This window comes from Paenibacillus sp. 1182 (assembly GCF_017833915.1).
In the GTDB taxonomy this organism is placed as follows: Bacteria; Bacillota; Bacilli; order Paenibacillales; family Paenibacillaceae; genus Paenibacillus; species Paenibacillus polymyxa_D.
In genome coordinates, this window is the sequence record NZ_JAFICR010000003.1 from 385,989 (window position 1) to 410,670 (window position 24,682).

Sequence of the window (24,682 nt, forward strand, 5' to 3'; positions counted from 1 at the left end):
AATTACAGGTAATGAAAAATTCACAATAATAAAAGAACTAAAACTTAGATTCTACGCATCAAGCGTATCATTGGAGAGATTTCATTGACAGATAAACAACTGCCTATTATGCAAGTGATCCCCGAGCTTAAACATACACTGCAATCTCATTCGGCGGCGGTACTGATTGCACAGCCGGGAGCGGGGAAAACGACGGTAACACCGCTGGAGCTACTGCATGAGCCGTGGCTGGTAGGGCAAAAGATAATTATGCTGGAGCCGAGGCGTTTGGCAGCACGTGCAGCAGCAGCACAAATGGCAAAAACGCTGGGAGAGCCCACCGGAAAGACGGTGGGCTACCGGGTTCGCATGGATACAAAAGTAGGGCCAAACACGCGGATTGAGGTGGTTACGGAAGGCGTACTCACCCGGATGTTGCAACATGATCAGGCGTTGGAGGGAGTCGGGCTGATTATGTTTGATGAGTTTCATGAGCGCAGCCTGCATGCAGACTTGGGATTGGCACTTGCCCTGCAAAGCCAGGCGCTGCTGCGACCGGATTTGAAGATATTGATCATGTCTGCCACCTTGGAGGCAGAGCCTGTATGTAGACTATTAGGGGATGCGCCATTACTGAAATGTCCAGGCACCGTATTTCCGGTAGAAACCTTCCATATGTCCAAGCCTTCGTCAACCTCATTAGAGTCCTTTACGGCTGAGACAGTAGAAAAGGCGCTTCATGCTCATGAAGGCGATCTGCTGGTGTTTTTACCAGGGGCCAGAGAAATTCATAGAACGGAACGAGAATTGGCTTCAAAGCATTTACCAGCACACGTCAAAGTAATTCCGCTGTACGGCAGCATGAAGCTGGAGCAGCAGGATGAGGCAATACGACCATCGGCTTCGGGCAGTCGAAAAGTGGTATTGGCCACCTCGATTGCCGAGTCCAGCTTGACCATCGCCGGGATCACGGTGGTGATCGATAGCGGACTGTCGCGGGAATCGTTGTTTTCCGCGCGAACTGGCATGAGCCGTTTGACTACCGTCAAGGTGTCCAAGGCCTCCGCCGACCAGCGGCGCGGACGGGCGGGGCGTCTCCAGCCGGGCGTATGCTACCGGATGTGGAGCGCGCAGGAGCATGCAGCGCTCCCCGAAGCCAGCCGCCCGGAGATCGCGGCGGCGGATCTGGCCCCGCTCGCGCTGGAGCTGGCGGCCTGGGGCGTGCGCGAGCCCGCCGAGCTGGCCTGGCTGGATGCCCCGCCTGAGGCCGCGTACGGCCAGGCCACAGGTCTGCTGCACCAGCTCGGCTGTCTGGATGAAGCAGCCGATGGCACTACAGGCGTCATCACCGCGCATGGGCGCGAGGTGTCCGCCCTGAGCACGCACCCACGCCTCGGGCACATGCTGTTGCGTGCAGCAGCCCTTGGCCTGGCCCTGATTGCCAGCCGTCTGGCTGCGCTGCTGCAAGAGCGGGACCCGTTCCGCGCCCATGGCGGAACGGATTTGCGCCCGCGGCTGGATGCCCTGCGCGAGGCGACCCATGCCCGCAGCACGCACAGCCTGCTGCGGACGGCAGACGATACGGTGATTCGCCGTATCGTGCAAGAGAGCCGGCAGTTGCTAGCCTCGCTGCCGACAGTAGTCGCAGCGCAGGACGAGCCTGACGGCTCCGCGGCTTGCGGGCTGCTATTGGCCTTTGCGTATCCGGATCGGATCGCGCAGGGCCGAGGGGACGGCCGCTTTTTGCTTAGCGGCGGCCGGGGCGCGCGACTCCGACAAGTGGAGTGGATGTCGCGTTCATCCTATCTCGTCGCCGCCGAAGTGGACGACGAGGGAGCAGATGGTGCCATTCAGTTGGCGGCACCGGTTGAACTGCAAGAGCTGACCCAGCATTGCAGCGATTTGTTGCTGGAACAAGCCAGCGTATACTGGGATAGCTCCGCCTCAGCAGTGAGAGCCCGCAAGGTACTGCGACTGGGCTCACTCGTCTTAAAGGAAACGTCCTATGAGCGACCTCCGGCAGAGGAAGTTGCTGCCGCCTTGATGCAGGGTGTCCGTGAACGCGGTCTGAAGCTGTTGTCATGGAATCGGCAAACCCTCCAGTTGCAGGCTCGTTTGATTTTTATGCACTTCTCAGCGCCTGAAGACTGGCCGGACTGCACGGAATTGGCATTGCTGGATTCACTGGAATCGTGGCTGTTGCCTTTTGCTCTAGGAGCCAAAAACGTATCCGATCTGCAACGGCTGGACAGTGCTGCATTGCTGCTTGGCAGGCTGGACTGGGAACAGCGGCAGCAGCTTGATCAGGAAGCGCCGACGCATATCCGTGTACCCAGCGGTTCCCGCATTCCTGTCGATTATTCGAATCCTGAGGCACCAGCGCTGGCCGTACGACTACAAGAATTGTTCGGTATGAGGGATACGCCTCGTATTGGACGCGGACGTGTGCCCATTGTATTGCATTTACTGTCACCTGCCCAGCGACCTGTCCAAGTGACATCCGACTTGTCCAGCTTCTGGAGCGAGGCTTATTTTGAAGTCAAAAAGGACCTGAAAGGCAGATATCCCAAGCATTATTGGCCGGATGATCCACTGGAAGCTGTGGCGACCAACAGAGCAAAGCCAAAGCGTTAAATAGAAGCTGTTTTATGCTAATCGACTTTTTGAATTTTTGTAAAATCGTTTAAACGTCATAATAGCGGGGTAATGAAAAACGAACCACTCAACACTAAAATATTGGGAGGCAACTATCATGGCTAATAACTTAAACGATTATAATGAAAAGAAGATTGTTGGTGTTTTTGATACAGAGCAGGAAGCATCTCGTGCGATAGGACAATTGCAGAGCAAAGGAATCCCAAGCAGTGAAATTTCTGTGATCACCCGTGACCGTGACGAGTTGAGGACGATTAGTGAAGAGACAGGCACCAAAGCACCGGAGGGTGTAGCGACCGGTGCGGCTACCGGCGGCGTTGTAGGCGGCGTTGCTGGGTTGCTGGCGGGCATCGGGGCCTTGGCTATTCCAGGTATCGGACCAATCCTCGCTGCTGGACCTATCGCGGCTACCCTTACCGGAGCAGCTGTCGGAGCGGGAGCAGGTGGCTTGGTCGGTGGACTGGTCGGGCTGGGTATTCCGGAAGATGATGCACGTCAATACGAGACTTACGTCGATCAGGGCAAGATTTTAGTGCTGGTGGACTCCGCTGACCATAACAGGGATGTTTATGATATTTTCCGCACCAACCGTTCGCTGAATGCGGATCGTTACAGAACGTATGATGATACGTTGGCAGACACGCCGCGTACAGATGCATACACAGATACGAGAAGGAACCTGTAAAAACCTAACGGCTAGTTGAGAACGTGATTTAACAGGCTTTCCTATCTCCTTTGTATATGGGTTGTTTCTACAGCAGCAGTCTCCCCGAGAGGGAGGACTGCTGTTTTTACATATTTGTGGATCATAGAATAAATCTGAGATAAATGATGCTAAGCTTGCCGTTGGCACGTTTAACCTTCTATATATTTTTACAGAATTGTCGTTATAATAGATTGAGGATTTTGAAAAAATCCTGGATTTATAAATTGCTAGATGTAACAGGAGAGTGGCATGAGTCAAAAAGAGAGAATTTCCGAAGTCGCTTTGCTGAGAGGGCTGGCTTTTGCGGCCGTTGTTCTTCAGCATTCCGTCGCACACTATGCGGTTGCGCAGGGGGCGCGCGTCCAGGACGGGGTATTGATGACACTTTTACTGCTGTGTTCCAAATTTGCAGTTCCTGTGTTTGTATTTATCACTGGAATGGTGCTATTTTACAATTATGATGGAGCCTTAAAGTACGGAACGTTTTTACGTAAAAGATTCCTGGACATCATCGTTCCTTATATCATATGGTCTCTTTTATACGAATTGGGAAATCAGCTTGCTCAAAGTGGAGGATATATTCACCCGCTGGATTTTTTCCAGAAGCTGTTGAACGGGAAAAGTAGCTATCATCTGTGGTACATCGTAATGATTATTCAATGTTATGTGTTATTTCCTGTGTTTCGTTATGCTGTCCGTCGTTTGTCTGCGCTACTGCCATCAACATGGCGACCCGCTGCATTGGCTGTATTCGGCGTGCTATATATTTTGCTCATGTTCGCCGTTGGACCCGTATACCAAGCGATGGATAAGCTCCAGCTTCCGGTCATTACCTCTTGGTTTACCCTGTATGCTGACCGGAATGTGATCTACTTTTTCTTTTATTTTGTGCTGGGAGCGGCAGCCGGGATGAACGTCAAGCGTTGGAATGCATGGGTAACCAAAGCACAAATGATATACTGGCCGTTGTTTATCGTAATTACTGGCTACTTGCTGTATGAGATGATCGGTCAGTTCCAGACACCGCAAGGTACAGTTCTTTCCTTTAACTATTTGTCTCTGCTGCGTCCGGTCATGGCTGTATATTGCGTCGCGTCTATTTTTGTAGCTTATCGGGTAGCGACGTGGATTGCTCATAAGGGGGGACGTGCGGCGAGTATGCTGACGGCCATCGGAACGTTGTCCTATGGAGCGTATCTCATGCATGCCTTTATGCTGCGTGTGACCTATTATTTTGACGAGACGTTGTTTGCAGACTGGAGCCACGTTCTTCGTATGCTGGCTTCATTCGTTCTCTGTATGATCTTTTCCGTTGCCGGAACATGGCTGCTGGCACGTTTGCCTCTGGGCAAATGGATCGTGGGGCTTCGGGTTCGTCCTCGCCCGACTGGGAGTCCGCCAGCCGTACAAAAGCAAGCTTGATTTGATAATCCAATCACATATGTTCACAAGAGTATCCCAAAGCCAAGAAATAAGGCCAAGGGATACTTTTTTAACTGATATTATATTATTTCAACATATGAAAAGTTCATAATAGTAAACCATAAACTCATTTCTCAGCACTTCGCACACTACTCTATATCGCCTCATTCTATATCTCTCGCCATCTTAAAACAGGTCACAAGGGATGGAGAGTTCTCATAAGCTCTCATATCATCAAAGGAAATAGTCTATGGACGCAGAGTGGTTTATAATGGAAGGTAAGGTGTATGAATAAGGTGTGGAGGAGGCTGTGAAATGGCGTTTATGATATCCCAGCGGGCTTTTATCAAAATTTATCTGATCACAATGGTGGAGAGGCATCGCGGTTATGGATATCAGATGCTCGAATCGATGAAGGATGAGTTTAGTGGGTTTGGATATGTTCCGCCTCAGAGCGAAGTTTACCGGGCGCTGCATGAGCTGGTACAGGAAGGCGTTTTTTACCGTACCAAGCGATTGAAAGGAACAGACCCGCGCGTGGATTTTCAGGAGATTGTACTCTATCACTTTACAGATGATGGGGAGGAGAAAGCCCGATTGTACAAGAAGCAGGTCAAAGCTGATTTGGACCGTTGCTTAGGTATGCTGCATAAAGCGGAACAAGACAACTATTCCTAACCACGAAAGGATGAGAATGATGGGTAGAAAGCTGAAATGGGGAATTTTAGGCACTGCGGAGATCGCCCAAATCGCTGTAATTCCTGCGATTCAGCAATCTGAACGCGGAGAAGTGCTTGGGATTGCTAGTCGTAATGCGGATAAAGCCGCTGAGGCCGCCCGGGAGTTCGATATTCCAAAAAGTTATGGAAGCTATGATGAACTGTTGGCTGATCCCGAAATCGGAGCGGTGTACATTCCGTTGCCAAACCATCTGCATGAAGAGTGGACCATTCGGGCAGCGGAGGCTGGGAAGCACGTTTTGTGTGAAAAACCATCTTCTCTTAGCTCGGCTGGGACAAGACGCATGATTGAAGCGTGTCAACGTGCAGGAGTGATCTTTGCAGAGGCTTTTATGTATCGCTATCATCCCAAACATCGAAGAATTAAGGAAATTATCAATAGTGGGGAAATTGGTGACATTCGCGGCATCCATTGCACGTTTACGTTTAACAATACCGATCAGGCAGATAATGTGCGCTTTAATAAAAACATGGGCGGCGGCTCGCTATATGATGTGGGCGTCTATCCGATATCAGCCGCTCGTATGTATTTGGACCGGGAGCCGGAGGCAGTGACGGTACATGCCTTATTTTCCCCGGAGCATGACAACGTCGATATGATGGCTTCCGGCTTGCTGGAATTTCCGGGTGGAGTCAACCTTACTTTCGATTGTGGCATGTGGGCAGCCAACCGTTCCAACATGGAAATTCTCGGTAGCAAGGGTACGATTGCGATGCCCAAAATGTTCGGTTGGGAAAGAACGTCTGTAGTACCGCAAATTTTCGTCCACGTCGGTTCGGTTACGCGTGAGGAACGTCTGAAAGGTTTTAATTCCTTTGAACTACAAGCGGATGCTTTTGCTAAAGCGGTGCTTGACGGTGTCCCGTTGCCGTATGAGCCAGAAGATGCGGTGAGCAATATGAAGGTGATCGACGCTTGTATTGAGTCAGCTCGCAGTCGAAAACGGATAGAAATTGGATAAACGGGATCACCGTATTCCCGTAAGGCATAAAAAGCAGCCTGTCCAAAGGACAAGCTGCTTTTTTAGATGAACGAATACATAAGCGTATAGCATTACATATTTTCATCATAATCGGTGACATCACGCTTGGCGGCAGTTGCAGGCGAGTTCGATGTACCGTATTTTTCTACGGCGTCCCATGCGCCCGCATCATCAAATCGTCCTGCATTTCGTTGGCGAACCTCACCTGCACCCTTGGGTGGCGGAGTCATGACCTGTTCCTCTACCGGGCGGCCATTCGATAATTCTCGAGTTGGCGTGTGCTCGACGGTATAGGCTGTATATGGAATGGCTTGCAAACGTTCAAAAGGAATTTCTTCCCCGCTCTCCACACATATCCCGTACGTCCCATCCTTCATCCGTTGAAGGGCTGCATTGACCTGCTCCAGCTCGTCTTGCAGCGAATCATTAATCGCCAGATCACGGGACCGTTCAAAGGTTTCTGTCCCTATATCAGCAGGGTGGTTGTCATAGGACGAGAGCTCACCTGTAGAATCTGTCAGTGTTTCTCCCAATGGAGCGTTTTCCTGACCGTTTTGTTCAAAATGCTTTTCTAAATCCTTTTTCTGCTCCAACAACATATGTTTCAGCTCTGCAAGCTGCGAATCGTTCAAGTGGTTCATGATCATCTCTCCCCTTCGTGGTCTGGATAAGTGACACGTATGCTCTTTTATACCCGTTCATAGGGCTGGGCAATCAGCAGAGACTTTTATTCCCAGCCTAGAATGTGATATAAAAAGAATAGTGTGTTAAGGAGGGAATAACCGATGGATGAACATATGAAGCGTCGTCTGGATAAGCAAAAGCAGTTGTTTAAGCAACTGGGCATTCAGCTGGACGCGCTCTCCATTCATGAGAAACAGTTTAAGAATAAAATGCGCGGCTATGATCCGGACGAGGTGGATGCCTTTCTGGATGAAGTGATTAAGGATTACGAACGCTTTTATGCGAATATAGCCGACCTGATGGACAAGTGGCAGGAGCAGCAGGCAACCATACGTGATTTGAAAAATGCACCTAAACCTGCCGCCGACCTTAATGGACTTGACCGTCGTCAACTGGAGGATATCGTTAAGCAGTTGGAATATAGTGTACGCCAATTAAAAGTGCGAGTACGTCCTGAAAATGACTATTTTCCGGAGTAAGGTGCAGTAAGCACTGTGTTAGTGCCTCTATTGTGGTATGATGGAAACATGCATTTTACCAAACATTTAATGAGGCACACACATAAAGGTGGTTAACATGAGTACCCATTTTTCCGTTAGTATCCATTGTCTGCTTCTTCTGGCTGAAGGGGCACCGGAGCGAATGACATCGTCACTTATTGCTTCCAGCATCAATACAAACCCGGTAGTTGTGAGAAGGATTATGAGCCGACTCAAGCAAGCGGGTTTGGTGGATTCGTCGCCTGGAGCACGCGGCTTTCGTCTAAGTATGTCCAGTTCAAACATCAATCTGAAAATGATCTATGAGGCGACCAAGGATGAAGGTCCGTTGTTCGCCATCCATACCGATAGCAATCATAATTGTGAGGTAGGCAGGAACATAGACGCATTGTTGGATGGTTTATATACCGTGGCAGAGCAGAAAATACAGGCGTTTTTCGAGACCGTTACGCTGCGAGATCTGGAGCAGGCACTTCAGCAGCGCGTGGGGCAACAAAGTTCATCTGTGTAAAGACGCTGGTAAGGAGAAATTGATATGAAAATCATCGTACTTTCAGACACTCATATGCCGCATAGAAGCAAAACGTTGCCTAGTCGGCTTGTACAGGAGTTAAAAGGCAGTGACCTCATTCTCCATGCCGGAGACTGGACGGATTGGTTCGTATATGAACGTCTAGCTGAGTTTGCGCCTGTGCAAGGCATTGCCGGAAACAATGATGGAATGGACATCGTGGAGCGTTTAGGCTATCAGCGAATCGTTGAAGTTGAAGGCAAGCGGATCGGTATGGTTCACGGTCACGGCTGGCGAGGAACGACAGAAAATATCGCATTGAATACGTTTAAGGGAGAAACGCTGGATTGTCTGATTTATGGACATTCGCATATTCCGGTGGTCAAAACGATTGACGGTCAGCTTGTCCTTAATCCGGGGTCTCCGACGGACAAACGTGGCGAAGACGAATATTCATTTATCGTGCTGACGATTGAAGCTGATCAGATGGAAGCACAGCTTGTTCTTTATCCAGATAAACATTGATTTAAAACCAACAACTGTTGATTAAAGGGGAAGCTATGGCTATTTTTGAATTAGAACCAATGAAGCATCATGTGTTGATCTGCAATGGAGGCACATGTATGCGACATGAGGGTGAAGAAGTTACACAGGCAATTCGGGATGAAATTCGTAAACAAAATGCAGAAGCATATATTCACACGACCAGAACTCGCTGTAATGGGCGTTGTCATGATGCTGCGGTTGTGATCGTATATCCTCAAGGGGACTGGTATGGTCAAATGACCCCTGACTCGGGGACTCAACTGGTGCAGAAGCTCGTAACGGGAGAGAAGCTGGAACCTCATCTTTTTCATGAGTGTACAGGTCAATCCAGTTCGGAATAATTCAATCAACCATCTATAAGTACATGAGTAGAGAAAATCTTTGCAGAGATTTTCTCTTTTTTGCGTTTAATCCCCGATGTGAAAGGTAAAAGTATACTGTGGACACCAATCCGATAGGGAGGGAAGTAAAATGGCCCCATTTGAAGATAACCTGCACGATCATAATCAGCAGAAAGGACAGACGGGGAAAGGAACAACGGAGTCTAAACATCAGAAACAGTCGATCAATCGAGATCATGCAGAGCAGTATCCGACAGAGCAGGAAAGCTTTTTCGACCGTTTTGAGATCGAGCAGACGGTAGACGCCATTCCTGTAGAGGATTTGAAGATGGAAAGACAGGAGGAGAGAGACAAGGATGCAACCAAGCACACCTCTTCCAGTGAGAAAAAATACAATGGTGGCGTATAATCATCAACTAACTGGTGATATTTAGAAAGAAATCTCTTGACTTTAAGATATATGTAATGTATATTAAGTTACGAAAAGTAATTAATTTTTCTCAGGAGGTAACAAAAAAATGGCTAAAGACTTCTTCACAGCTCTGAAAGACAGACGCTCCTATTATGGTATTAGCAAAGAACAGGTTATTTCTGACCAACGGATTCAAGAGATTGTAGAGGAAGCTGTTAAGTATACACCTACCTCTTTCAACTCCCAAACTTCACGTGCTGTAGTGTTGCTCGGAGAGCATCATGATAAACTGTGGAATATTACAGAAGATATTTTGCGTGAGGTTGTAGGCAATGAGGAGCAATTCAAGTCTACTGCCGAGAAAATGAACGGTTTCCGCAGCGGATACGGAACAGTCTTGTTCTTTGAAGACAATAACGTGGTGGCTGGTCTGCAACAACAATTTGAAGCCTATGCGGACAATTTCCCAATCTGGTCCAACCAATCTAATGGTATGTTGCAATTGGTAGTATGGACGGCTCTGGAGCAAGAAGGACTGGGGGCATCCCTTCAGCATTACAACCCATTGATTGATGAAAAAGTGAAAAACGAATGGAACATTCCTGAGCATTGGAAACTGATTGCTGAAATGCCATTTGGTAAACCGACATTCCAACCAGGTGAAAAAGAATTCCAGCCTGTTGAAGAACGAGTAAAAACATTTAAATAATTATAATTTTCACGATAAAATGACGATTCAGGCTCGGCCTGGTAAAGCACTGTGGGTATCCACAGTGCTTTTTGTCATTCCATTTTTAAGGCATATAGGCTTTGATATGGACGGACACAGGGGTTAATTCATCCGTTAGTGGGTGATATTATGTTTAAAATTGGATGAGAAGTTTACATTGGTGTTATTGCGGTTTTATGCAGATGTCTAGGATAACGCGCATTCAAAGGAGGAAAAATGATGAACTATGATTGCATTATTGTTGGTGGGGGAATTGCCGGATTGCAAGCAGCGATTCAATTGGGGAGATACAGCAGTCATCGAGTTCTAGTGATAGATTCGGGCTATGGTCGATCTACGCTGTGCCACCAGTATCATAATATTTTGGGCTTTCCTGACGGAATTTCTGGTGAAGAGCTGCGACGGCGTGGACGTAGCGAGGCTACGAAACTAGGAACTGAGTTTGTTGAAGAAAAGGCGGTCAAAGCCGTCAAAAGGGATGAGCTTTTTGACATTCAAGTGGAGGAAGGCTCCATGTATTCGTCAAAGACGCTGCTGTTGGCGACAGGGCTAACGGATCGTTTTCCAAAACTGGATGGGTTACAAGCTTGCTTGGGCAACAGTGTATATGTGTGCCCGGATTGTGACGGTTATGAGGTTCAGGATCGCAGTACGGTCGTCATGGGGGCTGGCAAAGCAGGAGCTTCCATGGCACTGATTTTATCAGCGCGCACCGATCAACTTGTTTATGTCAATCATGAGCGTTCAGAGGTGCCGGACGAGCTGATTGTGAAGCTGCGGGAAAAAGGGATTGGCTATAAGGAAGAAGCCATTTCTGAGATTATAACCGGAGAACCGGGCTGTTTTGAAGGAGTGCGGCTGGCTGATGGACAAGTGGTTCGAGCAGAGCGGGGCTTTTTAGCTTTTGGCAGCAATCATGTTCATTCAGAGCTGGCAGAGCAACTGGGTGTACATCTGCTGCACAATAAGCATATTGAAACTCATCCTCGCAGCAAAATGACAAATGTGGAAAATGTATGGGTAGCCGGGGACTTAGGAGCTCATGCCGAGCAAGCGACTGTGGCGATGGGAGAAGGGGCTATGTCAGCGATTTGGATACACAAGGTATTAACTGGTATGAAAACAAAAGTACCGCAGCTCTGAGAGCTGCGGTTTAGAACGATGGGCGTGTACTCGTTGGGAGTTGAAGTTCAAAGCGTTTAAATTGATCGCTAATGCCATACTTACGTAAAATTTCCGCTTGTTTGTTACCGATGAGATCAAAATGCGGATAGGGCTGACGCTGATGAATATATTGGGGGTCTAATCCGTTTTGGTTGCACCATAAGCGCAGCTTGTCCAAATCAGAACATCCTACCTTGGTGACAGTTGTAATGCCTGGAAAGCGATCATCCAGCCAGTAATGTGTCAGAAAAGCAATTTCACCACGACTGACCTTTCTTTTCCAGGCCATAAGTTCCTGGCGAGTAATGCCAAATGCCATCGTTTTCATCCTTCCTTGGCTCATTCTGAAATCATGAGCTGCTACGCGGTTGTCCCATTAATTTCGTACTATAGTTTGTATTATGATCCACATGGGGTAACACAATAACAGGAGACCATGTATGATGACCTCCTGTTAGCGGTTAAAGCCATCTCTCGGCCCAGCTCTCCACACCATTCAATGCATCACCTAGCTCTTTACCCTTGCGTGTCAGCGAATACTCAGTACGCACAGGCCGCTCTGTGATGACATTGCGAAGGATCAGGCCGGAAAGCTCTAGTTCCTTGATGCGTTCGTTCAGCATGCGTTTGCTAAGATCAGGTATGGAGACGTGAATTTCACTAAATCGTTTGGGATGTTCCATCAAAGTATGAATGATGAGAGCGGTCCATTTTTTGCTGATGATCTGAAAGGACTGTTCCACCTTACCGCACAAAAGCTTAGGCTGCCTGTCGTCGCTCATCTGAATCCCCTCAATTTCATTGTTGTTTTAAACAGTATACTAAAAGTAACTCTGTATACCAATAGTAACTATAACGCTTTGTATCAACTGTGACATATTTAACAGTTTTTTCTCTTTCCTTTCGTCAATCATACCACAGAAAACGTTATCATTACAGGATATATCGAATGTTCACGATTTCGCTAAAATTTGATTGACTTGCCCCTTATTTTGGGTGTATTATGGGTTACGTTAATTCCTCAGGTAACTTTTAATAACCTCATCTTTATAATGGGAAGAAGGAATATTTCATGGATTCAATGACATTTGTCTTATTTGGAGCGACAGGGGATTTGGCGAAACGCAAAATTTACCCTGCCTTGTATAATTTGTTTGTAGAAGGTAAAATTCCGGCTTCCTTTTCTGTAATTGGGATGGGGCGTCGTGAAGTGGCGGACGAGCAATTTCAAAGTAATGTAGAGCAATCCATTAAGGATTTTTCCAGACACGTGAATGAAGACCGTGCACAGATGGATCAGTTCTTAAGTGCTTTCCGTTATAGCGCATTGAACGTCAACCACCCGGAAGATTATAAAAAGCTGCTACAGCTTGCTGAGCAACGTGAAAATGACTTGGGAATTCCGGGGAACCGCATGTTTTACTTATCGGTGGCACCGGAATTTTTTGATGTGATTGCCCTCAATATTCGAGAAAGTGGTTTAGCTGAAACAAAGGGTTGGAAACGGCTCATTATCGAAAAACCATTTGGGCACGATCTGGAATCAGCACGTGAGCTGAATGATCGGCTAAGCAGAACCTTTGCTGAGGATGAGATTTATCGTATTGACCATTACTTAGGTAAGCCCATGGTACAAAACCTGGAAGCCTTAAAATTTGCTAATCCATTGCTTCAAGGGGTATGGAACAATCAATACATCGCCAATGTGCAAATTACCGCTTCCGAGACTGTAGGGGTGGAGGAGCGAGCGGGATACTATGATCATTCCGGCGCTATTCGTGATATGGTACAAAATCACATGCTGCAGGTGTTGATGATGACGGCTATGAACAAGCCGGGACATGTCACGGCTGACCAGGTGCGGGATGAAAAAAGTAAGGTTATGGACGCGCTTCGTGCGCTTGATCCTTCCGACATTGCTTCCAACGTGGTAAGAGGACAGTATACCAACGGTGAGATCAACGGAAAAGCAGTTCCTTCCTATAAAGAAGAGCCGGACATCGGTCCAGATTCACAAAATGATACGTTCATTTCAGCTCGCCTATGGATTGACAACGAACAATGGTCTGGTGTGCCGTTCTATATTCGTACCGGCAAACGTATGAAAGAAAAATCTACTCGTATCGTCGTGGAATTCAAAAAGGACAGCACAGATCCTTATGCCGCTCAAGGGCAACCGACTGACCCGAACTTGCTGATCATCCATGTTAACCCGGATGAAAAGGTAACGCTGCGTCTGAATAGCAGAGACCCGCTAAACGCTGGTCAACTGGAAACGGTTCTGATGAATTATCATTCCGAGGCCAAGGATGTACCAGAAGCCTATGAGCGCCTCATCTTTGATTCGTTGCGCGGCGATTCCACCTTTTTTGCTCATTGGAACGAAGTTGAGCTTTCATGGGTGTGGGTTCAACCTGTACTGGAAGCTTTTGCTCGTGGTGAGGTTCCACTTCACACGTATGCAGCAGGCTCTTACGGTCCAGAAGCTTCAGATCAATTGTTAGAGGAGCAAGGCTTTACATGGTGGTTGGACGAAAAGTCCGAAAGCTCTGAGAAAGCAGTCGTTCGTTCTTAACACTTATAAGAAAGTATATACAAAATATGTTTGCTACGGCAGGAGGCCTTTACTATGCAAGTAGGATTAATTGGTTTGGGAAAAATGGGCTTGAATCTCGGAAAAAATTTGATCGATCATAAGCATGAACTTGTCGCTTACGACGTCAATGCGGCCGCAATTCAAGAAATGAAGGATTATGGAGCTAAAGGTGCTTCTACATTGGAAGAGCTTGTACAGACAACTCAATCCCCTAGAGTATTATGGATTATGGTTCCTCACCAAATTGTTGATTCTGTGCTGGATCAGCTTCAACCGATGTTGTCCAAAGGGGACATCATTATTGAAGGTGGTAATTCCCATTACAAAGAGTCAATTGCTCGTCATGCCCGTCTAAAAGAATATGGTATCAGCTTCATGGATGCCGGAACCTCAGGCGGGATGGAAGGCGCACGCAATGGCGCTTGTTACATGATCGGTGGCGATCCGGAAGCTTGGGCGGTTGTTGAGCCTGTTTTCCGCGACACAGCAGTGGAAAATGGATATCTGTATGCAGGTAAATCCGGAAGCGGACATTTTCTGAAAATGGTTCATAACGGTGTGGAATACGGCATGATGGCTTCCATCGGTGAAGGATTTGAAGTGCTAGAAAAAAGCAGCTTTGACTTTGATTATGAACAAGTAGCGCGTGTGTGGAACAACGGTTCTGTTATTCGCTCTTGGCTGATGGGCTTGACTGAACGTGCATTTTCCAAAGATGCAAACCTGGACGAAATTCGTGGGGTTATGCACTCTTCTGGTGAAGGAAAATGGACGGTTGAAGAAGCGTTGGACATTCAAGCTGCAACTCCAGTCATTGCTTTGTCCCTGCTGATGCGCTATCGTTCTCTTGATGCGGACACGTTCAACGGGAAAGTGGTTGCTGCGCTGCGCAATGAATTTGGCGGTCACGCGGTAGAAAAGAAGTAATAACAATATAAGCTAGTATCTATCCCCGTAGTAGCTTCACAACTGCGGGGATATTGCTATGTGTTTTGGCGTTTATTGGATTTTAGCAAAACCTGTATATGCATATTTTTCCTTGTATATCCGCACAATAGGTGAAAAAGGCGGAAGGATGAATAGCAAATGTGCAAAAGGTTTTCGTTATCGGCTGATTTGGATGAGGTAAGGGATCACTTTGGTATACAACGGGTGCTGTATTATTACAAAACACGCTATAACATGAGTCCCACTCAGCATGTACCAATTGTGCTGCATCAGGATGGAGAACGGGTACTTGATGAATTTCGCTGGGGATTTATTCCCTACTGGGGCAAGGATTGTGTCAATGCAGATTTGAATACGGTTCGGGTAAATCCGAGTTATCGCAAGATGGCCGAAACCCGGCGCTGTATCATTCCATGCAATGGATTTTATTACTGGAGAAAATTGGGTAAACGCATGTGTGCTGTACGGGTGGTACTGCCGGAACAGAAGATGTTTGCGGTCGCGGGGCTATATGAAGTATGGCAGGATAGTCGTAAGGAGCCTTTACGCACCTGTACGATGATGACCGTTCAGGCCAATACGGATATACGTGAATTCGATACCCGTATGCCAGCTATTTTGGAAGCTGATCATATAGATTCATGGCTAGATCCGTCTGTCCAGAACATAGATGAGCTGTTGCCTCTACTGCGCACGTATGAGCAAGGCGACATGAGCATCTATCCAGTGACCCCACTGGTGGCCAATGATGAACATGATAACCGTGAATGTATTCAGGAAATGGATTTGCAGTGGTCCTGGATTAAACCTTAAACGTATGAAGATTTTCATCCATTATTGATCATAAGCTTCCCGCCACCTGCATAGGTATGTATTGGGGAACAAGCGTCATGATCCGGGGAGAGGGGAAACGGCCGAAGGAGTATCTCATATGGGATGGAGGCGATTGGAATGAGTAACGATACACTCATCCAGCTGCTGGTGCTCATGGTGACGATCATCGGTCTGGTCCAAAACCGGTAAGTGGCAGGTTCCAGAAGGCGGGAGAATTGCCGTAGGCAATCTTCCGTTTTTTTCTGTGTTAAAAAGCTCGCAGATTAAGGAAGCTTACGGTACAATAGATGCTAGGCTACAGGTGACAAGACACCTGAATATACGTCTACATACGATATATTTTTAAGGGAGAGCAAATCATGAGTGAATTAACTTCATTACCACCAGCCAAAAAAAGAAAATTGCTGTTTAGCGCAGGGCTTAGCTGGTTGTTTGATGCTATGGATGTGGGGCTGCTTTCATTTATAGTCGCAGCGTTGGCAAAGGAGTGGCATCTGGGATCTGAGCAAATTGGACTGCTGACTGCAATGAATTCGATAGGAATGGTGTTCGGAGCCGCTATGGCGGGGATTTTGGCTGATCGTTACGGCAGACGCGCCATTTTAGTGTGGACATTGTTGATCTTTTCTATTGCCAGCGGCTTATCAGCTTTGGCGACAGGCCTCGGAATGCTGCTGGTGCTGCGTTTTATTGCTGGTGCAGGCTTGGGCGGGGAATTGCCGGTTGCTTCGACGCTGGTGTCAGAATCAGTGCCTGTGAAAGAACGAGGGAGAGCGGTTGTGCTGCTGGAAAGCTTCTGGGCGGCAGGCTGGATCCTTTCGGCTCTTATTGCTTATTTTGTTATTCCAAAGTATGGTTGGCAAATGGCATTTATTCTCGGCGCAGTACCTGCGCTGTACGCTCTTTATCTGCGTAGAGCTATTGATGATTCACCGCGTTACAAGCTGCAAAGCGTTAAACTTCCGCTGCGTGCACGATTGGCTTCGATTTGGTCGGGACCTAATCGCAAGTCTACGCTGATGCTGTGGATTTTATGGTTCACAGTTGTATTTTCATACTACGGCATGTTCCTGTGGCTGCCTAGCATTATGTTTATGAAAGGCTTCGAACTGGTTAAAAGCTTTGAGTATGTGCTGATCATGACGCTTGCCCAACTCCCAGGTTACTTTACCGCCGCCTATCTAATTGAAAAGCTGGGCCGCAAATTCGTACTGATCATCTACTTGCTGCTCACAGCCGTGTCTGCCATTTGGTTTGGCACCTCGGAAACGGCGGGAATGCTGCTAGCTGCTGGTATCTGCTTGTCCTTTTTTAATCTCGGTGCATGGGGAGCCATGTACGCCTATACACCAGAATTGTACCCGACATCCGTCCGTTCAACCGGTGTGGGTATGGCGGCTGCGTTTGGTCGTATTGGAGGCGTTATCGGGCCTTTTGCAGTCGGTATACTCGTAGGACAGGGCGTAGCGTTACCATCTATCTTTGTGATTTTCTTCGTAGCTATCTTGATCGGAGCAGCGGCTGTATGGTTGCTGGGTACGGAAACCAAAAATCAAGAGATTGACTAACCTTTACATTCACCTGTGTGAAGATTCATAATATAAGAGAGAGGAGTGACCTGAAATGGAGCATACCTTTCTGCTCAAGGCAGACTGGAACGGGGGGCGCAACAGTGACGGTCGTATTGAGGCTGGACAGTTGCGGACTGCAATTTCGATCCCGGCCGAGATGGGAGGCCCTGGTGTGGGCACCAATCCAGATGAAATGCTGCTCGGTGCCGCCGCTACCTGCTATTTGATTACTTTGGCGGCGATGATGGAGCGCGCGAGTCTCCCGGTGGCGTCACTGGCGCTGAAATCCGAAGGGATTGTCGATGTAACGAACAATATTTTTACATATCGCCGAATTGTGCATCGTCCGCAGGTTCAATTGGCCGCCGATGCGACAGAATCGCAGATCGAACAAGCATTGCGACTGGCAGAGCAGGCAGAAACCTCATGCATGATCTCGCGTGCTGTAGCGGGAAATGTGACGTTGTCCACAGAGCCCGTGGTGGAGCGCGCCTCTTAAAGCGATATCTGTAACAGGAGCAATCATTCTAATTGCCCATCATTTTTTTAATCCAAGGAGGACACAACCATGACAGCGCAACAAAAATTGCTCGTATTCGCAGGCTCTTACGCCGAATTGGAAGGTAACGGAGTTTATTCGTATACTTTTAATGAACAGACAGGAGCACTTACACTACAGGATGAGTTCTCCGGCTTGAAAAATCCTACATTCCTGAATGTGGACGTCAAAAATCGGAAGCTGTATTCCATTGGGGAGACGACTTCTGCTGCAGGAGCAAAAGTAGGCGAAGCTTCTGCTTTCGAAATTGATCCAGTTAAAGGAACATTTACATTGCTGAATCGTGCGGAAAACGTGGGTGCAACAACTTGCCACATTCAGCGTGATCCATCTGATCGTTACCTTATTGTAGTCAGCTACCACGGAGGTATGGTGGGACTGGTGTCTCTGACTGAGGACGGACGTATTGGTGAGTTGCTGGATGTTAAACAGCACGAGGGCAAAGGAGCGCACCCTGAACGTCAGGATCGTCCACATCCACATTCCAGTTTCTTTAGTCCAGATGGTCGCTTCCTGTTCGTACAAGATCTCGGTCTGGATCTGATCCGTGTTTATACCATTGATGACAGCAAAGGACAACTGGTGCTTCATGGTGAAACGAAAACCCATGCAGGTGCAGGTCCACGTCATTTGACGTTCCACCCAAATGGTAAATTTGCTTTTGTCATTAACGAAGTGGATTCTTCCATTACTTCTTTTGCATATGATGCAGAGGCTGGTAAGCTCACTGAGCTTGAGAGCGTACCGACATTGCCGTCTGACTTTACAGGTGAAAACACAACTGCTGAAGTTGCAATTTCGGAGGATGGAGCTTATCTGTACGGTTCCAACCGTGGGCATGACAGCATTGTGGTATACGCTGTAGACGGAGCAACTGGCAAGCTGAGCTTGGTGGAGCATGTATCTGCCGAAGGAGAGCATCCACGCCATTTTGCATTGACTCCAAATGGTAACCATATGCTCGTGGCCAACCGCGACACCAATAACATCGTTACGTTCAAAGTGGACAAGGCAAGTGGACGCTTGACCTACACCGGGCAACAAGTAACCGTGTCCAAGCCAGTATGCGTACAGCCTTTTTACTTTTCTGTATAAAAATTAGGAAATGCCCCCAGATTTCTTGTTTGTATGTTCAAGGGTAGAAATCCAGGGGCAAAGGCGAACGCTCCGCTGCTTTAATGCTTTGACAGCCATTGAATATGTATATGTTGATGGTACTAATAGATTAACCAAGCATAGTAAAATTGTTAGTGAAAACGGCTCGTAGGATAACCTACAGCCGTTTTTATTTTAGGGCTTAGTCATTTCTAAAGAAGTCACTAACTACGAAAATAAACTAAAATTTTAAGGTTACAAATAAGATACGAATAATATCGGTAGGAAAAGGGTACATATGTTATAAGCGGGACAAGAAGCCCTCAAGCACTCCGATAATGTAAATCTAGGACAAGCATTGCGAGTTCCATATAAGAGGTAGAGGCTTTAAATAAAAGTATTATATTTGACCTACCATCTGTTCGCGTAGTGGGCCACACAAATCGACAGCGTTGGATTGCATGTATTTCTACAGGAGGAGGAATTCTCATGAAAATTATCATTACACAAAAGGAAGCCGTCGACAAAGGAATATGGACAGAGATCATGGGGATGTTTGCTGTAACCAAAGAGGACGAAGTATGGCAAAATGAGGAGTTTATTCTCACCGAAGAACAGGCACGTCAGGTCGGGTTATTAAGATAGCAAAGATAAATAGGACATGTTATCAAGTTTTAAGACCAAGTCTTAAAAAATCGTAACTTCTTTTTTATGTATCTGATACACTTTTTAACCGTGCAACGTTTATGATAAGTACACAAGGGTAATGAAGCTTACAGACACCGTGTACATACCCAAACGGCAAGGAGAGATCAGACATGATGAAACTAGCTTCGAAATGGACCGTATTGGCTTTAATGATGATGCTGATTACGACGGCAGGAGCAACAGCGCAAGGCTACACGCCTGTCGCAGCTGCTGAAAATCAGGAGACCGTATATATAAACCAAATGGAGATTCGTGACGGACAAATTTATTTGTCGGCAGACCCGATTGAATGGTATGAAGGCGCGGCGGCAGACAAAGCATTTGTGGAGCATGAAGGAAATACAGGATTGGATGGAGCGCCGGATGGCTACTACATCGTAAACAATTCCGTGCAAAATGACGTGTATCAGGTTGCACCAGATGCTTCGGTAGAGGTGCAGATTTATGATCACACGGGTAACATAGAAGATACAGACGTACAATGGAACGAATCGATTCCGCTGACACAGTTTGAGAAGGATTTTGCAAAAAAGGACGTTCTGGACCTCAGTCAATTTCCATACCATGTTACGCTTCGTGACGGTAAAGTTGTAAAAATCGTGCAGCAATTCATTCCTTAAAATAGAAGTAATCGTAATCTCATATCACAAACACGTGCTTCACTTGATTACAGATCAGGGGAGCACGTGTTTTTATATTTTATAACAAAAAAGAGGATATCCAGCCCATATAGGGCGCGGATATCCTCTTCCCTTCATAATATATGATTAGAACGATTTTGCTGTGTCTACTGCACGTTGTACAGCAGAAGCAACGATTTCTTGTGCTTGATCTGGAGCTTGGTTATGTCCTTCCAGTACAACCTTCACGATGTCTTTCACGCCGAAGAAGGTTAAAATGTTACTCATGAAGTTCAAGGACATTTCAGCTGCAGCAGCTGGTCCTTCGGAATAAACGCCGCCTCTTGCATTCAACAGGGCTACTTTAGTTTCAGTTACAAGACCCACAGGACCCTCAGCAGTGTATTTGAATGTTTTACCAGCTTGGTTCAGGTAGTCAATGTACGTATGCAGTACAGCTGGAATCGTCATGTTCCAGAGCGGGAAAGCAAATACGACTTTGTCTGCTGCCAGGAATTGATCCAGGTAGCCATTAGCGATGTTTGCCAGGCGAGCTTCTTCTGCGTTCAGCTCCATGCCTCTAGCGGATTTGAACGTGCCGTTGATCATGTTAGCGTTCAAATAAGGAAGCTCGACGGAGAACAGGTCCAGCTCAGTGATTTCATCAGATGGGTGGGAAGATTTGTAGCTTTCCACGAATGCGTTATACAATTTAACTGTTGCAGATTCTTCAGCTGTACGATCATTAGCTTTGACAAATAATACTTTAGACATAATTTATTTCCCCCTAAGTAAGTTGAATAAGTAAGTTAAGTTAGTAAGTTACCATGTAATATTACAATATAAAGATAATATCTGTCAACGCTTTTATATTAAATTTACTTTGAAAAGCTACTTTATTTTTTACACTGTAAAATTCAAGTGTTTCTTTTGCAAAATATCAGTTTTGCGGTAAAATTTAAATGTAAAGTCTAATGAAGAGAATAGTTTAAGTAGGCGAAGAAGGAAATGAACATGGTGCCAGCAAGATTTGGCACCATAGTTGAATGAAAAAAGGTGAGTAGCTTGAAGATAGGTTTTTTTGATTCAGGATTGGGTGGAATTACAGTATTGTCCGAGGCACTAAGACGTTTGCCAAACGAAAATTTTGTATACATGGCGGATACCCTTCATGTGCCTTACGGGACGAAAACTCCCCAAGAGGTGCTTGGTTATGTCAAGGCTTCAGTGCAAACGATTCTAAACGAAGATGTTAAGGCACTGGTGATTGCCTGCAATACGGCTACAAGTATCGCGGTTGCGGAGCTAAGGAAGGAATATCCTATTCCGATTATTGGTATGGAGCCAGCTGTGAAGCCAGCGGTCGAGATGAACCGGGCTAATGGTAAAAGAGTTCTGGTGTTAGCCACACCATTGACGTTGAAACAATCTTGTTATGCAGCACTCGTATCTAGAGTTGACGATCATGGGAGCGTGGACTCACTACCTCTGCCGGAGCTAGTACATTATTGCGAACAGTTGAATTTTGACCGGGCAGAAATGTCCGCATATTTTAACCGTGAGTTGTCTTCGTTCAATCTCGACATATATGGTACGGTGGTATTGGGATGTACTCATTATCCTTTTTATAAGGAAATTCTAAGGGAACTACTGCCTTCTCATATTCAGTTAATTGACGGGAGCCAGGGAACAGTTAGACGGTTGAAACAGGTGTTGTCTGAGCGTAATTTGCTGGAACCTTCGCCAAAATCCAGTCCATCGCAGGCGGGACACATTACATTTCTATGTTCTAGTCAGGATGAGGCCTATGTGCGTAAGATGGAGCGGGCGCTTGAAATCTATACGGAGCATGAAAAGATTTATTTTTAAAAGAAGAGCGGCTGGCGAACGTGTGGGATTATCTTAATGAAATTATCCAAAAAATCGCCAGCCGCATTGTGGATCAGACGCACGGAGGGAGGCGTGAAATGGACGTTCAACTAATCCTGAATGAGCTTTATGCAGCAGGCGTGCTTGAAGGCCATATGCAAAATCTCAAACCGCTGACCGGCGGTACTTCGAGCGAAGTGGTTGTTGTCATGGATGGTACCAGGCCTCGATATGTGATTAAGCAAAATGATCATGCGATTGTAAAAGCCGAGGCGGAGTTTTTACATACCTATGTACAGATTGAGAAACTATCGCGTTTGGTTTATGTAGATCCGTTGCACCGTTATTTGGTATACACGTTCAGGTCAGGGCTCACACAGTATCATGGACGAAACAAAAGCAATTTGTTGCTTCATCTGGCGACGGAGGTGATCTCGTACTATAAGCCTTTTGGTGAGGAACGTCATTATGGTTATCCGGACCACCCGTTTGTGGAATGGAAAGATTTTCTGCTGCACAGAACGAAGGAATCTGGAAAGATCATACAAGACATTTTACCCCGTGAGGATCATCGTTTCGTTCATACCCTTGTGGCTGGATCGCCGCAACGGAATATTAAATATTTGCTTCATGGCGACTGTGGAGTACATAATTTTGTGTTTAACGAAAATGGCACATTGACGGGTATTATTGATCCTGATCCCGTGGTGGGAGAACCCCTATATGATCTGATATACGCCTTTTGTTCTTCACCGGATAGGCTGACCATCGATACCATTTTGCCTTCCTTAGAGAAGCTTGAGCCGGAGATGACAGGGGAATACGAGCTAAACAGGGAAGTGTTACTGGGACTATATTTTCGTATAGCCACCTGCATTCGTCATCATCCGGAAGATCTCGATCAATATACAGAAGCGTGGGCCTATTGGCTGAACAGGATTCGCTGTAAGGAAGAGGGATAAAAGCATACAAGGAAGGATCATATTTTCTTTTCGGTACATCAAAAAACTTGATTTTTAACCCAATGCAGATAGATGCAAGCACAGAAATAATACTCCACTCCAGGTAATCAGGTGTGTTCCCATCTGTGATAGAAACCATCCGCCTAAGGTGGTGCCAATCGTGACACCTAAATTTGCAAAGGAGACAAACAAGCTATTAGCAAATTCAGGTGCTTCTGAGGCCTCCGAAGTTAACCAAGTTTGACTTACAATCAGGCCGCCGGTAAAAAAAGCCCCCCATATAATTATTATTATAATCATGGGAATGTAGTAAGCTCTTTTGGGAAAAACTTTGCAAGAGAACGTTTCCATTATTCAGCGTCGGAGCTGACAAAATCCATCCTAGCCGGTGAAGCACTTCCAGCAACCGCGTAGGAACATGCAAAGATTAGGATACCCCATGTTTTACACTGCTGTCCCGAATTTCTAACTGATGCGATATGGACCAGTGGACAGCCGCCAATTCCTCTCCTTTAATAAGCTTAATGAGATTGCGGGCGGCGACCATGCCCAGTTCGGATGCTGAATATCGGACAGTTGACAATTTAGGCCGGATTATTGTAGCCATATCAATGTCGTCAAATCCCAAGAAAGAGACCTGTTCAGGTATTTTCACCCCATTCTCGGTCAGAAAGTTCATAGCGCCTATGGCAATTCGGTCCGTCGCGCAGAACACCGCACTGGGCAATGGGCCTGAATGATAAAGTTTTCTCATAGAGGTTACGCCGTCTTCAACTGAAAAGCCGCTTTCCAACACACGTTCAGGACGTACTGGCAGGTGAGCGGCCTTCAATGCCTGTTCATAGCCCAAAAAACGCTGACTGCCCACTGAAATATCTCCCGCAGCTCCCCGCAGCATCGCGATATCCTGATGTCCCTGCTGAATTAGATAAGTTACCGCTTCAAAAGCAGCCGTTATGTTGTCAACATGTACGGAAGGAATGGATTTGTCTCGAAAATCCCGTCCGACAAGGATGCAGGGAATTCCCGCCGCTTCAATGAGCGCGTATAGCGCATCCCGGATTCCGTCTACCGATATGATAATTCCGCTCGCCTGCATTTCACGGAACATATTGTAATAGTGTATTTCAGAGTCCGCGTCCCCCCCTGACAAGGCGATTATGACATCGAAGCCGTATAGATGCGCTACTTGATTGATGCCTTCAACCATGTTATCAAAGACATTGTTTTTAATCTCGGGCAGAAGTACTCCAATCAGAGATGTATTATTCTTTACCAGTGTCCGCGCTATGGCATTTGGACGGAATTGAGTGGCTTCAAGGACATCTAGAACTCGTTTGCGTATTTCACTGTTCACCGTCTGGCTGTTATTGATCACTCTGGAAACCGTTGAAATGGAGACGTTGGCCATTCGAGCCACATCTTTTATAGTCATTTTCATTGTACACACCGACTTTCAAGCAAGTATTTATTTAGAAAAAGGTTCTCAAAGTCAATTGAATTTATTATATCAGTTTATTGAGTTTAACAAAGATTCCAGAGCAAAG

27 protein-coding genes and 1 pseudogene are annotated in these 24,682 nt (G+C 46.6%); 22 read left to right on the top strand and 6 right to left on the bottom strand.

Going from position 1 to position 24,682, the window contains the following annotated elements; genetic code table 11:
* The first annotated feature begins 84 nt into the window (after positions 1–84).
* The 5 genes from hrpB (at position 85) to JOD82_RS07505 (ending at position 6,464) form a co-directional block, all read left to right on the top strand.
* Positions 85–2,613 carry an ATP-dependent helicase HrpB gene (gene hrpB / locus JOD82_RS07485; RefSeq protein WP_069010244.1) on the top strand — a complete coding sequence of 843 codons (2,529 nt, stop codon included), beginning with the start codon at positions 85–87 and terminating at the stop codon, positions 2,611–2,613.
* Between the two features lie 118 nt (positions 2,614–2,731).
* On the top strand, positions 2,732–3,319 hold the full coding sequence (locus JOD82_RS07490) for a general stress protein (protein WP_029519034.1): 588 nt from the start codon (positions 2,732–2,734) through the stop codon (positions 3,317–3,319).
* 270 nt (positions 3,320–3,589) lie between these two features.
* The gene (locus JOD82_RS07495; protein WP_029519036.1) at positions 3,590–4,762 is read left to right on the top strand and encodes an acyltransferase; all 1,173 of its coding nucleotides are present in this window, start codon (positions 3,590–3,592) and stop codon (positions 4,760–4,762) included.
* Positions 4,763–5,077: 315 nt separating this feature from the next.
* Entirely contained in the window at positions 5,078–5,440 is a 363-nt protein-coding gene (locus JOD82_RS07500; protein WP_013310011.1) for a replication termination protein, read from the top strand.
* 19 nt (positions 5,441–5,459) lie between these two features.
* A complete protein-coding gene (locus JOD82_RS07505; RefSeq protein WP_025722876.1) occupies positions 5,460–6,464 on the top strand; it encodes a Gfo/Idh/MocA family protein in 1,005 nt (334 codons plus the stop codon).
* A 92-nt stretch (positions 6,465–6,556) separates the two neighbouring features.
* On the opposite strand, the gene JOD82_RS07510 is transcribed toward JOD82_RS07505, so the two are convergent.
* On the bottom strand, positions 6,557–7,126 hold the full coding sequence (locus tag JOD82_RS07510; RefSeq protein WP_209948054.1) for a TraR/DksA C4-type zinc finger protein: 570 nt from the start codon (positions 7,124–7,126) through the stop codon (positions 6,557–6,559).
* Between the two features lie 144 nt (positions 7,127–7,270).
* Between JOD82_RS07510 and JOD82_RS07515 the strand changes: the two genes are divergently transcribed.
* From JOD82_RS07515 to JOD82_RS07545, 7 genes are all read left to right on the top strand, one after another.
* Entirely contained in the window at positions 7,271–7,648 is a 378-nt protein-coding gene (locus JOD82_RS07515) for a DivIVA domain-containing protein (RefSeq protein WP_023988297.1), read from the top strand.
* 97 nt (positions 7,649–7,745) lie between these two features.
* Positions 7,746–8,180, top strand: a complete 435-nt coding sequence (locus tag JOD82_RS07520; protein WP_013310015.1) for an Rrf2 family transcriptional regulator — start codon at positions 7,746–7,748, stop codon at positions 8,178–8,180.
* Between the two features lie 24 nt (positions 8,181–8,204).
* A complete protein-coding gene (locus tag JOD82_RS07525) occupies positions 8,205–8,705 on the top strand; it encodes a metallophosphoesterase family protein (RefSeq protein WP_165175558.1) in 501 nt (166 codons plus the stop codon).
* 35 nt (positions 8,706–8,740) lie between these two features.
* A complete protein-coding gene (locus JOD82_RS07530) occupies positions 8,741–9,067 on the top strand; it encodes a (2Fe-2S) ferredoxin domain-containing protein (RefSeq protein WP_061830316.1) in 327 nt (108 codons plus the stop codon).
* A 130-nt stretch (positions 9,068–9,197) separates the two neighbouring features.
* On the top strand, positions 9,198–9,476 hold the full coding sequence (locus tag JOD82_RS07535) for a hypothetical protein (protein WP_209948056.1): 279 nt from the start codon (positions 9,198–9,200) through the stop codon (positions 9,474–9,476).
* A 109-nt stretch (positions 9,477–9,585) separates the two neighbouring features.
* Positions 9,586–10,188: a nitroreductase family protein gene (locus tag JOD82_RS07540; RefSeq protein WP_025722870.1), complete on the top strand. Its 603-nt coding sequence runs from the start codon at positions 9,586–9,588 to the stop codon at positions 10,186–10,188.
* Between the two features lie 240 nt (positions 10,189–10,428).
* Positions 10,429–11,352, top strand: coding sequence for an NAD(P)/FAD-dependent oxidoreductase (locus tag JOD82_RS07545; RefSeq protein WP_209948058.1), 924 nt, complete (start codon positions 10,429–10,431; stop codon positions 11,350–11,352).
* A gap of 10 nt (positions 11,353–11,362) precedes the next feature.
* On the opposite strand, the gene JOD82_RS07550 is transcribed toward JOD82_RS07545, so the two are convergent.
* Complete coding sequence (locus tag JOD82_RS07550) at positions 11,363–11,692, bottom strand: hypothetical protein (protein ID WP_165175555.1); 330 nt, start codon at positions 11,690–11,692, stop codon at positions 11,363–11,365.
* 142 nt (positions 11,693–11,834) lie between these two features.
* A complete protein-coding gene (locus JOD82_RS07555; RefSeq protein WP_007430161.1) occupies positions 11,835–12,155 on the bottom strand; it encodes a winged helix-turn-helix transcriptional regulator in 321 nt (106 codons plus the stop codon).
* Positions 12,156–12,445: 290 nt separating this feature from the next.
* Here JOD82_RS07555 and zwf point away from each other — a divergent pair, with 290 nt between their 5' ends.
* The 8 genes from zwf to JOD82_RS07595 all read left to right on the top strand — a co-directional run bounded on the left by zwf (position 12,446) and on the right by JOD82_RS07595 (position 20,304).
* Positions 12,446–13,948 (top strand): glucose-6-phosphate dehydrogenase, encoded by a 1,503-nt coding sequence (gene zwf, locus JOD82_RS07560; protein WP_209948060.1) that lies wholly within the window; start codon positions 12,446–12,448, stop codon positions 13,946–13,948.
* A gap of 54 nt (positions 13,949–14,002) precedes the next feature.
* On the top strand, positions 14,003–14,896 hold the full coding sequence (gene gnd / locus JOD82_RS07565) for a phosphogluconate dehydrogenase (NAD(+)-dependent, decarboxylating) (RefSeq protein WP_209948062.1): 894 nt from the start codon (positions 14,003–14,005) through the stop codon (positions 14,894–14,896).
* Positions 14,897–15,055: 159 nt separating this feature from the next.
* On the top strand, positions 15,056–15,730 hold the full coding sequence (locus JOD82_RS07570) for an SOS response-associated peptidase (protein WP_209948064.1): 675 nt from the start codon (positions 15,056–15,058) through the stop codon (positions 15,728–15,730).
* A gap of 380 nt (positions 15,731–16,110) precedes the next feature.
* Positions 16,111–17,319, top strand: a complete 1,209-nt coding sequence (locus tag JOD82_RS07575) for an MFS transporter (protein ID WP_069010235.1) — start codon at positions 16,111–16,113, stop codon at positions 17,317–17,319.
* A gap of 55 nt (positions 17,320–17,374) precedes the next feature.
* A complete protein-coding gene (locus JOD82_RS07580) occupies positions 17,375–17,821 on the top strand; it encodes an OsmC family protein (protein ID WP_069010234.1) in 447 nt (148 codons plus the stop codon).
* A 69-nt stretch (positions 17,822–17,890) separates the two neighbouring features.
* Complete coding sequence (locus JOD82_RS07585; RefSeq protein WP_039273468.1) at positions 17,891–18,976, top strand: lactonase family protein; 1,086 nt, start codon at positions 17,891–17,893, stop codon at positions 18,974–18,976.
* 489 nt (positions 18,977–19,465) lie between these two features.
* Positions 19,466–19,621, top strand: coding sequence for a hypothetical protein (locus tag JOD82_RS07590; RefSeq protein WP_023988309.1), 156 nt, complete (start codon positions 19,466–19,468; stop codon positions 19,619–19,621).
* A gap of 173 nt (positions 19,622–19,794) precedes the next feature.
* Positions 19,795–20,304, top strand: coding sequence for a hypothetical protein (locus tag JOD82_RS07595; RefSeq protein ID WP_029519055.1), 510 nt, complete (start codon positions 19,795–19,797; stop codon positions 20,302–20,304).
* Positions 20,305–20,451: 147 nt separating this feature from the next.
* On the opposite strand, the gene JOD82_RS07600 is transcribed toward JOD82_RS07595, so the two are convergent.
* A complete protein-coding gene (locus tag JOD82_RS07600) occupies positions 20,452–21,078 on the bottom strand; it encodes an FMN-dependent NADH-azoreductase (RefSeq protein WP_029519056.1) in 627 nt (208 codons plus the stop codon).
* Positions 21,079–21,369: 291 nt separating this feature from the next.
* Here JOD82_RS07600 and murI point away from each other — a divergent pair, with 291 nt between their 5' ends.
* Positions 21,370–22,173: a glutamate racemase gene (murI, locus tag JOD82_RS07605; protein ID WP_209948066.1), complete on the top strand. Its 804-nt coding sequence runs from the start codon at positions 21,370–21,372 to the stop codon at positions 22,171–22,173.
* A 98-nt stretch (positions 22,174–22,271) separates the two neighbouring features.
* Entirely contained in the window at positions 22,272–23,135 is an 864-nt protein-coding gene (locus tag JOD82_RS07610) for an aminoglycoside phosphotransferase family protein (RefSeq protein WP_209948068.1), read from the top strand.
* A gap of 37 nt (positions 23,136–23,172) precedes the next feature.
* On the opposite strand, the pseudogene JOD82_RS29035 reads toward JOD82_RS07610, so the two are convergent.
* Both JOD82_RS29035 and JOD82_RS07615 read right to left on the bottom strand, forming a co-directional pair.
* Positions 23,173–23,450 (bottom strand): annotated as a pseudogene (locus tag JOD82_RS29035) (MFS transporter); the annotation flags it as partial.
* A 112-nt stretch (positions 23,451–23,562) separates the two neighbouring features.
* Positions 23,563–24,576 carry a LacI family DNA-binding transcriptional regulator gene (locus tag JOD82_RS07615; RefSeq protein ID WP_165147398.1) on the bottom strand — a complete coding sequence of 338 codons (1,014 nt, stop codon included), beginning with the start codon at positions 24,574–24,576 and terminating at the stop codon, positions 23,563–23,565.
* Between the last annotated feature and the right edge of the window lie 106 nt (positions 24,577–24,682).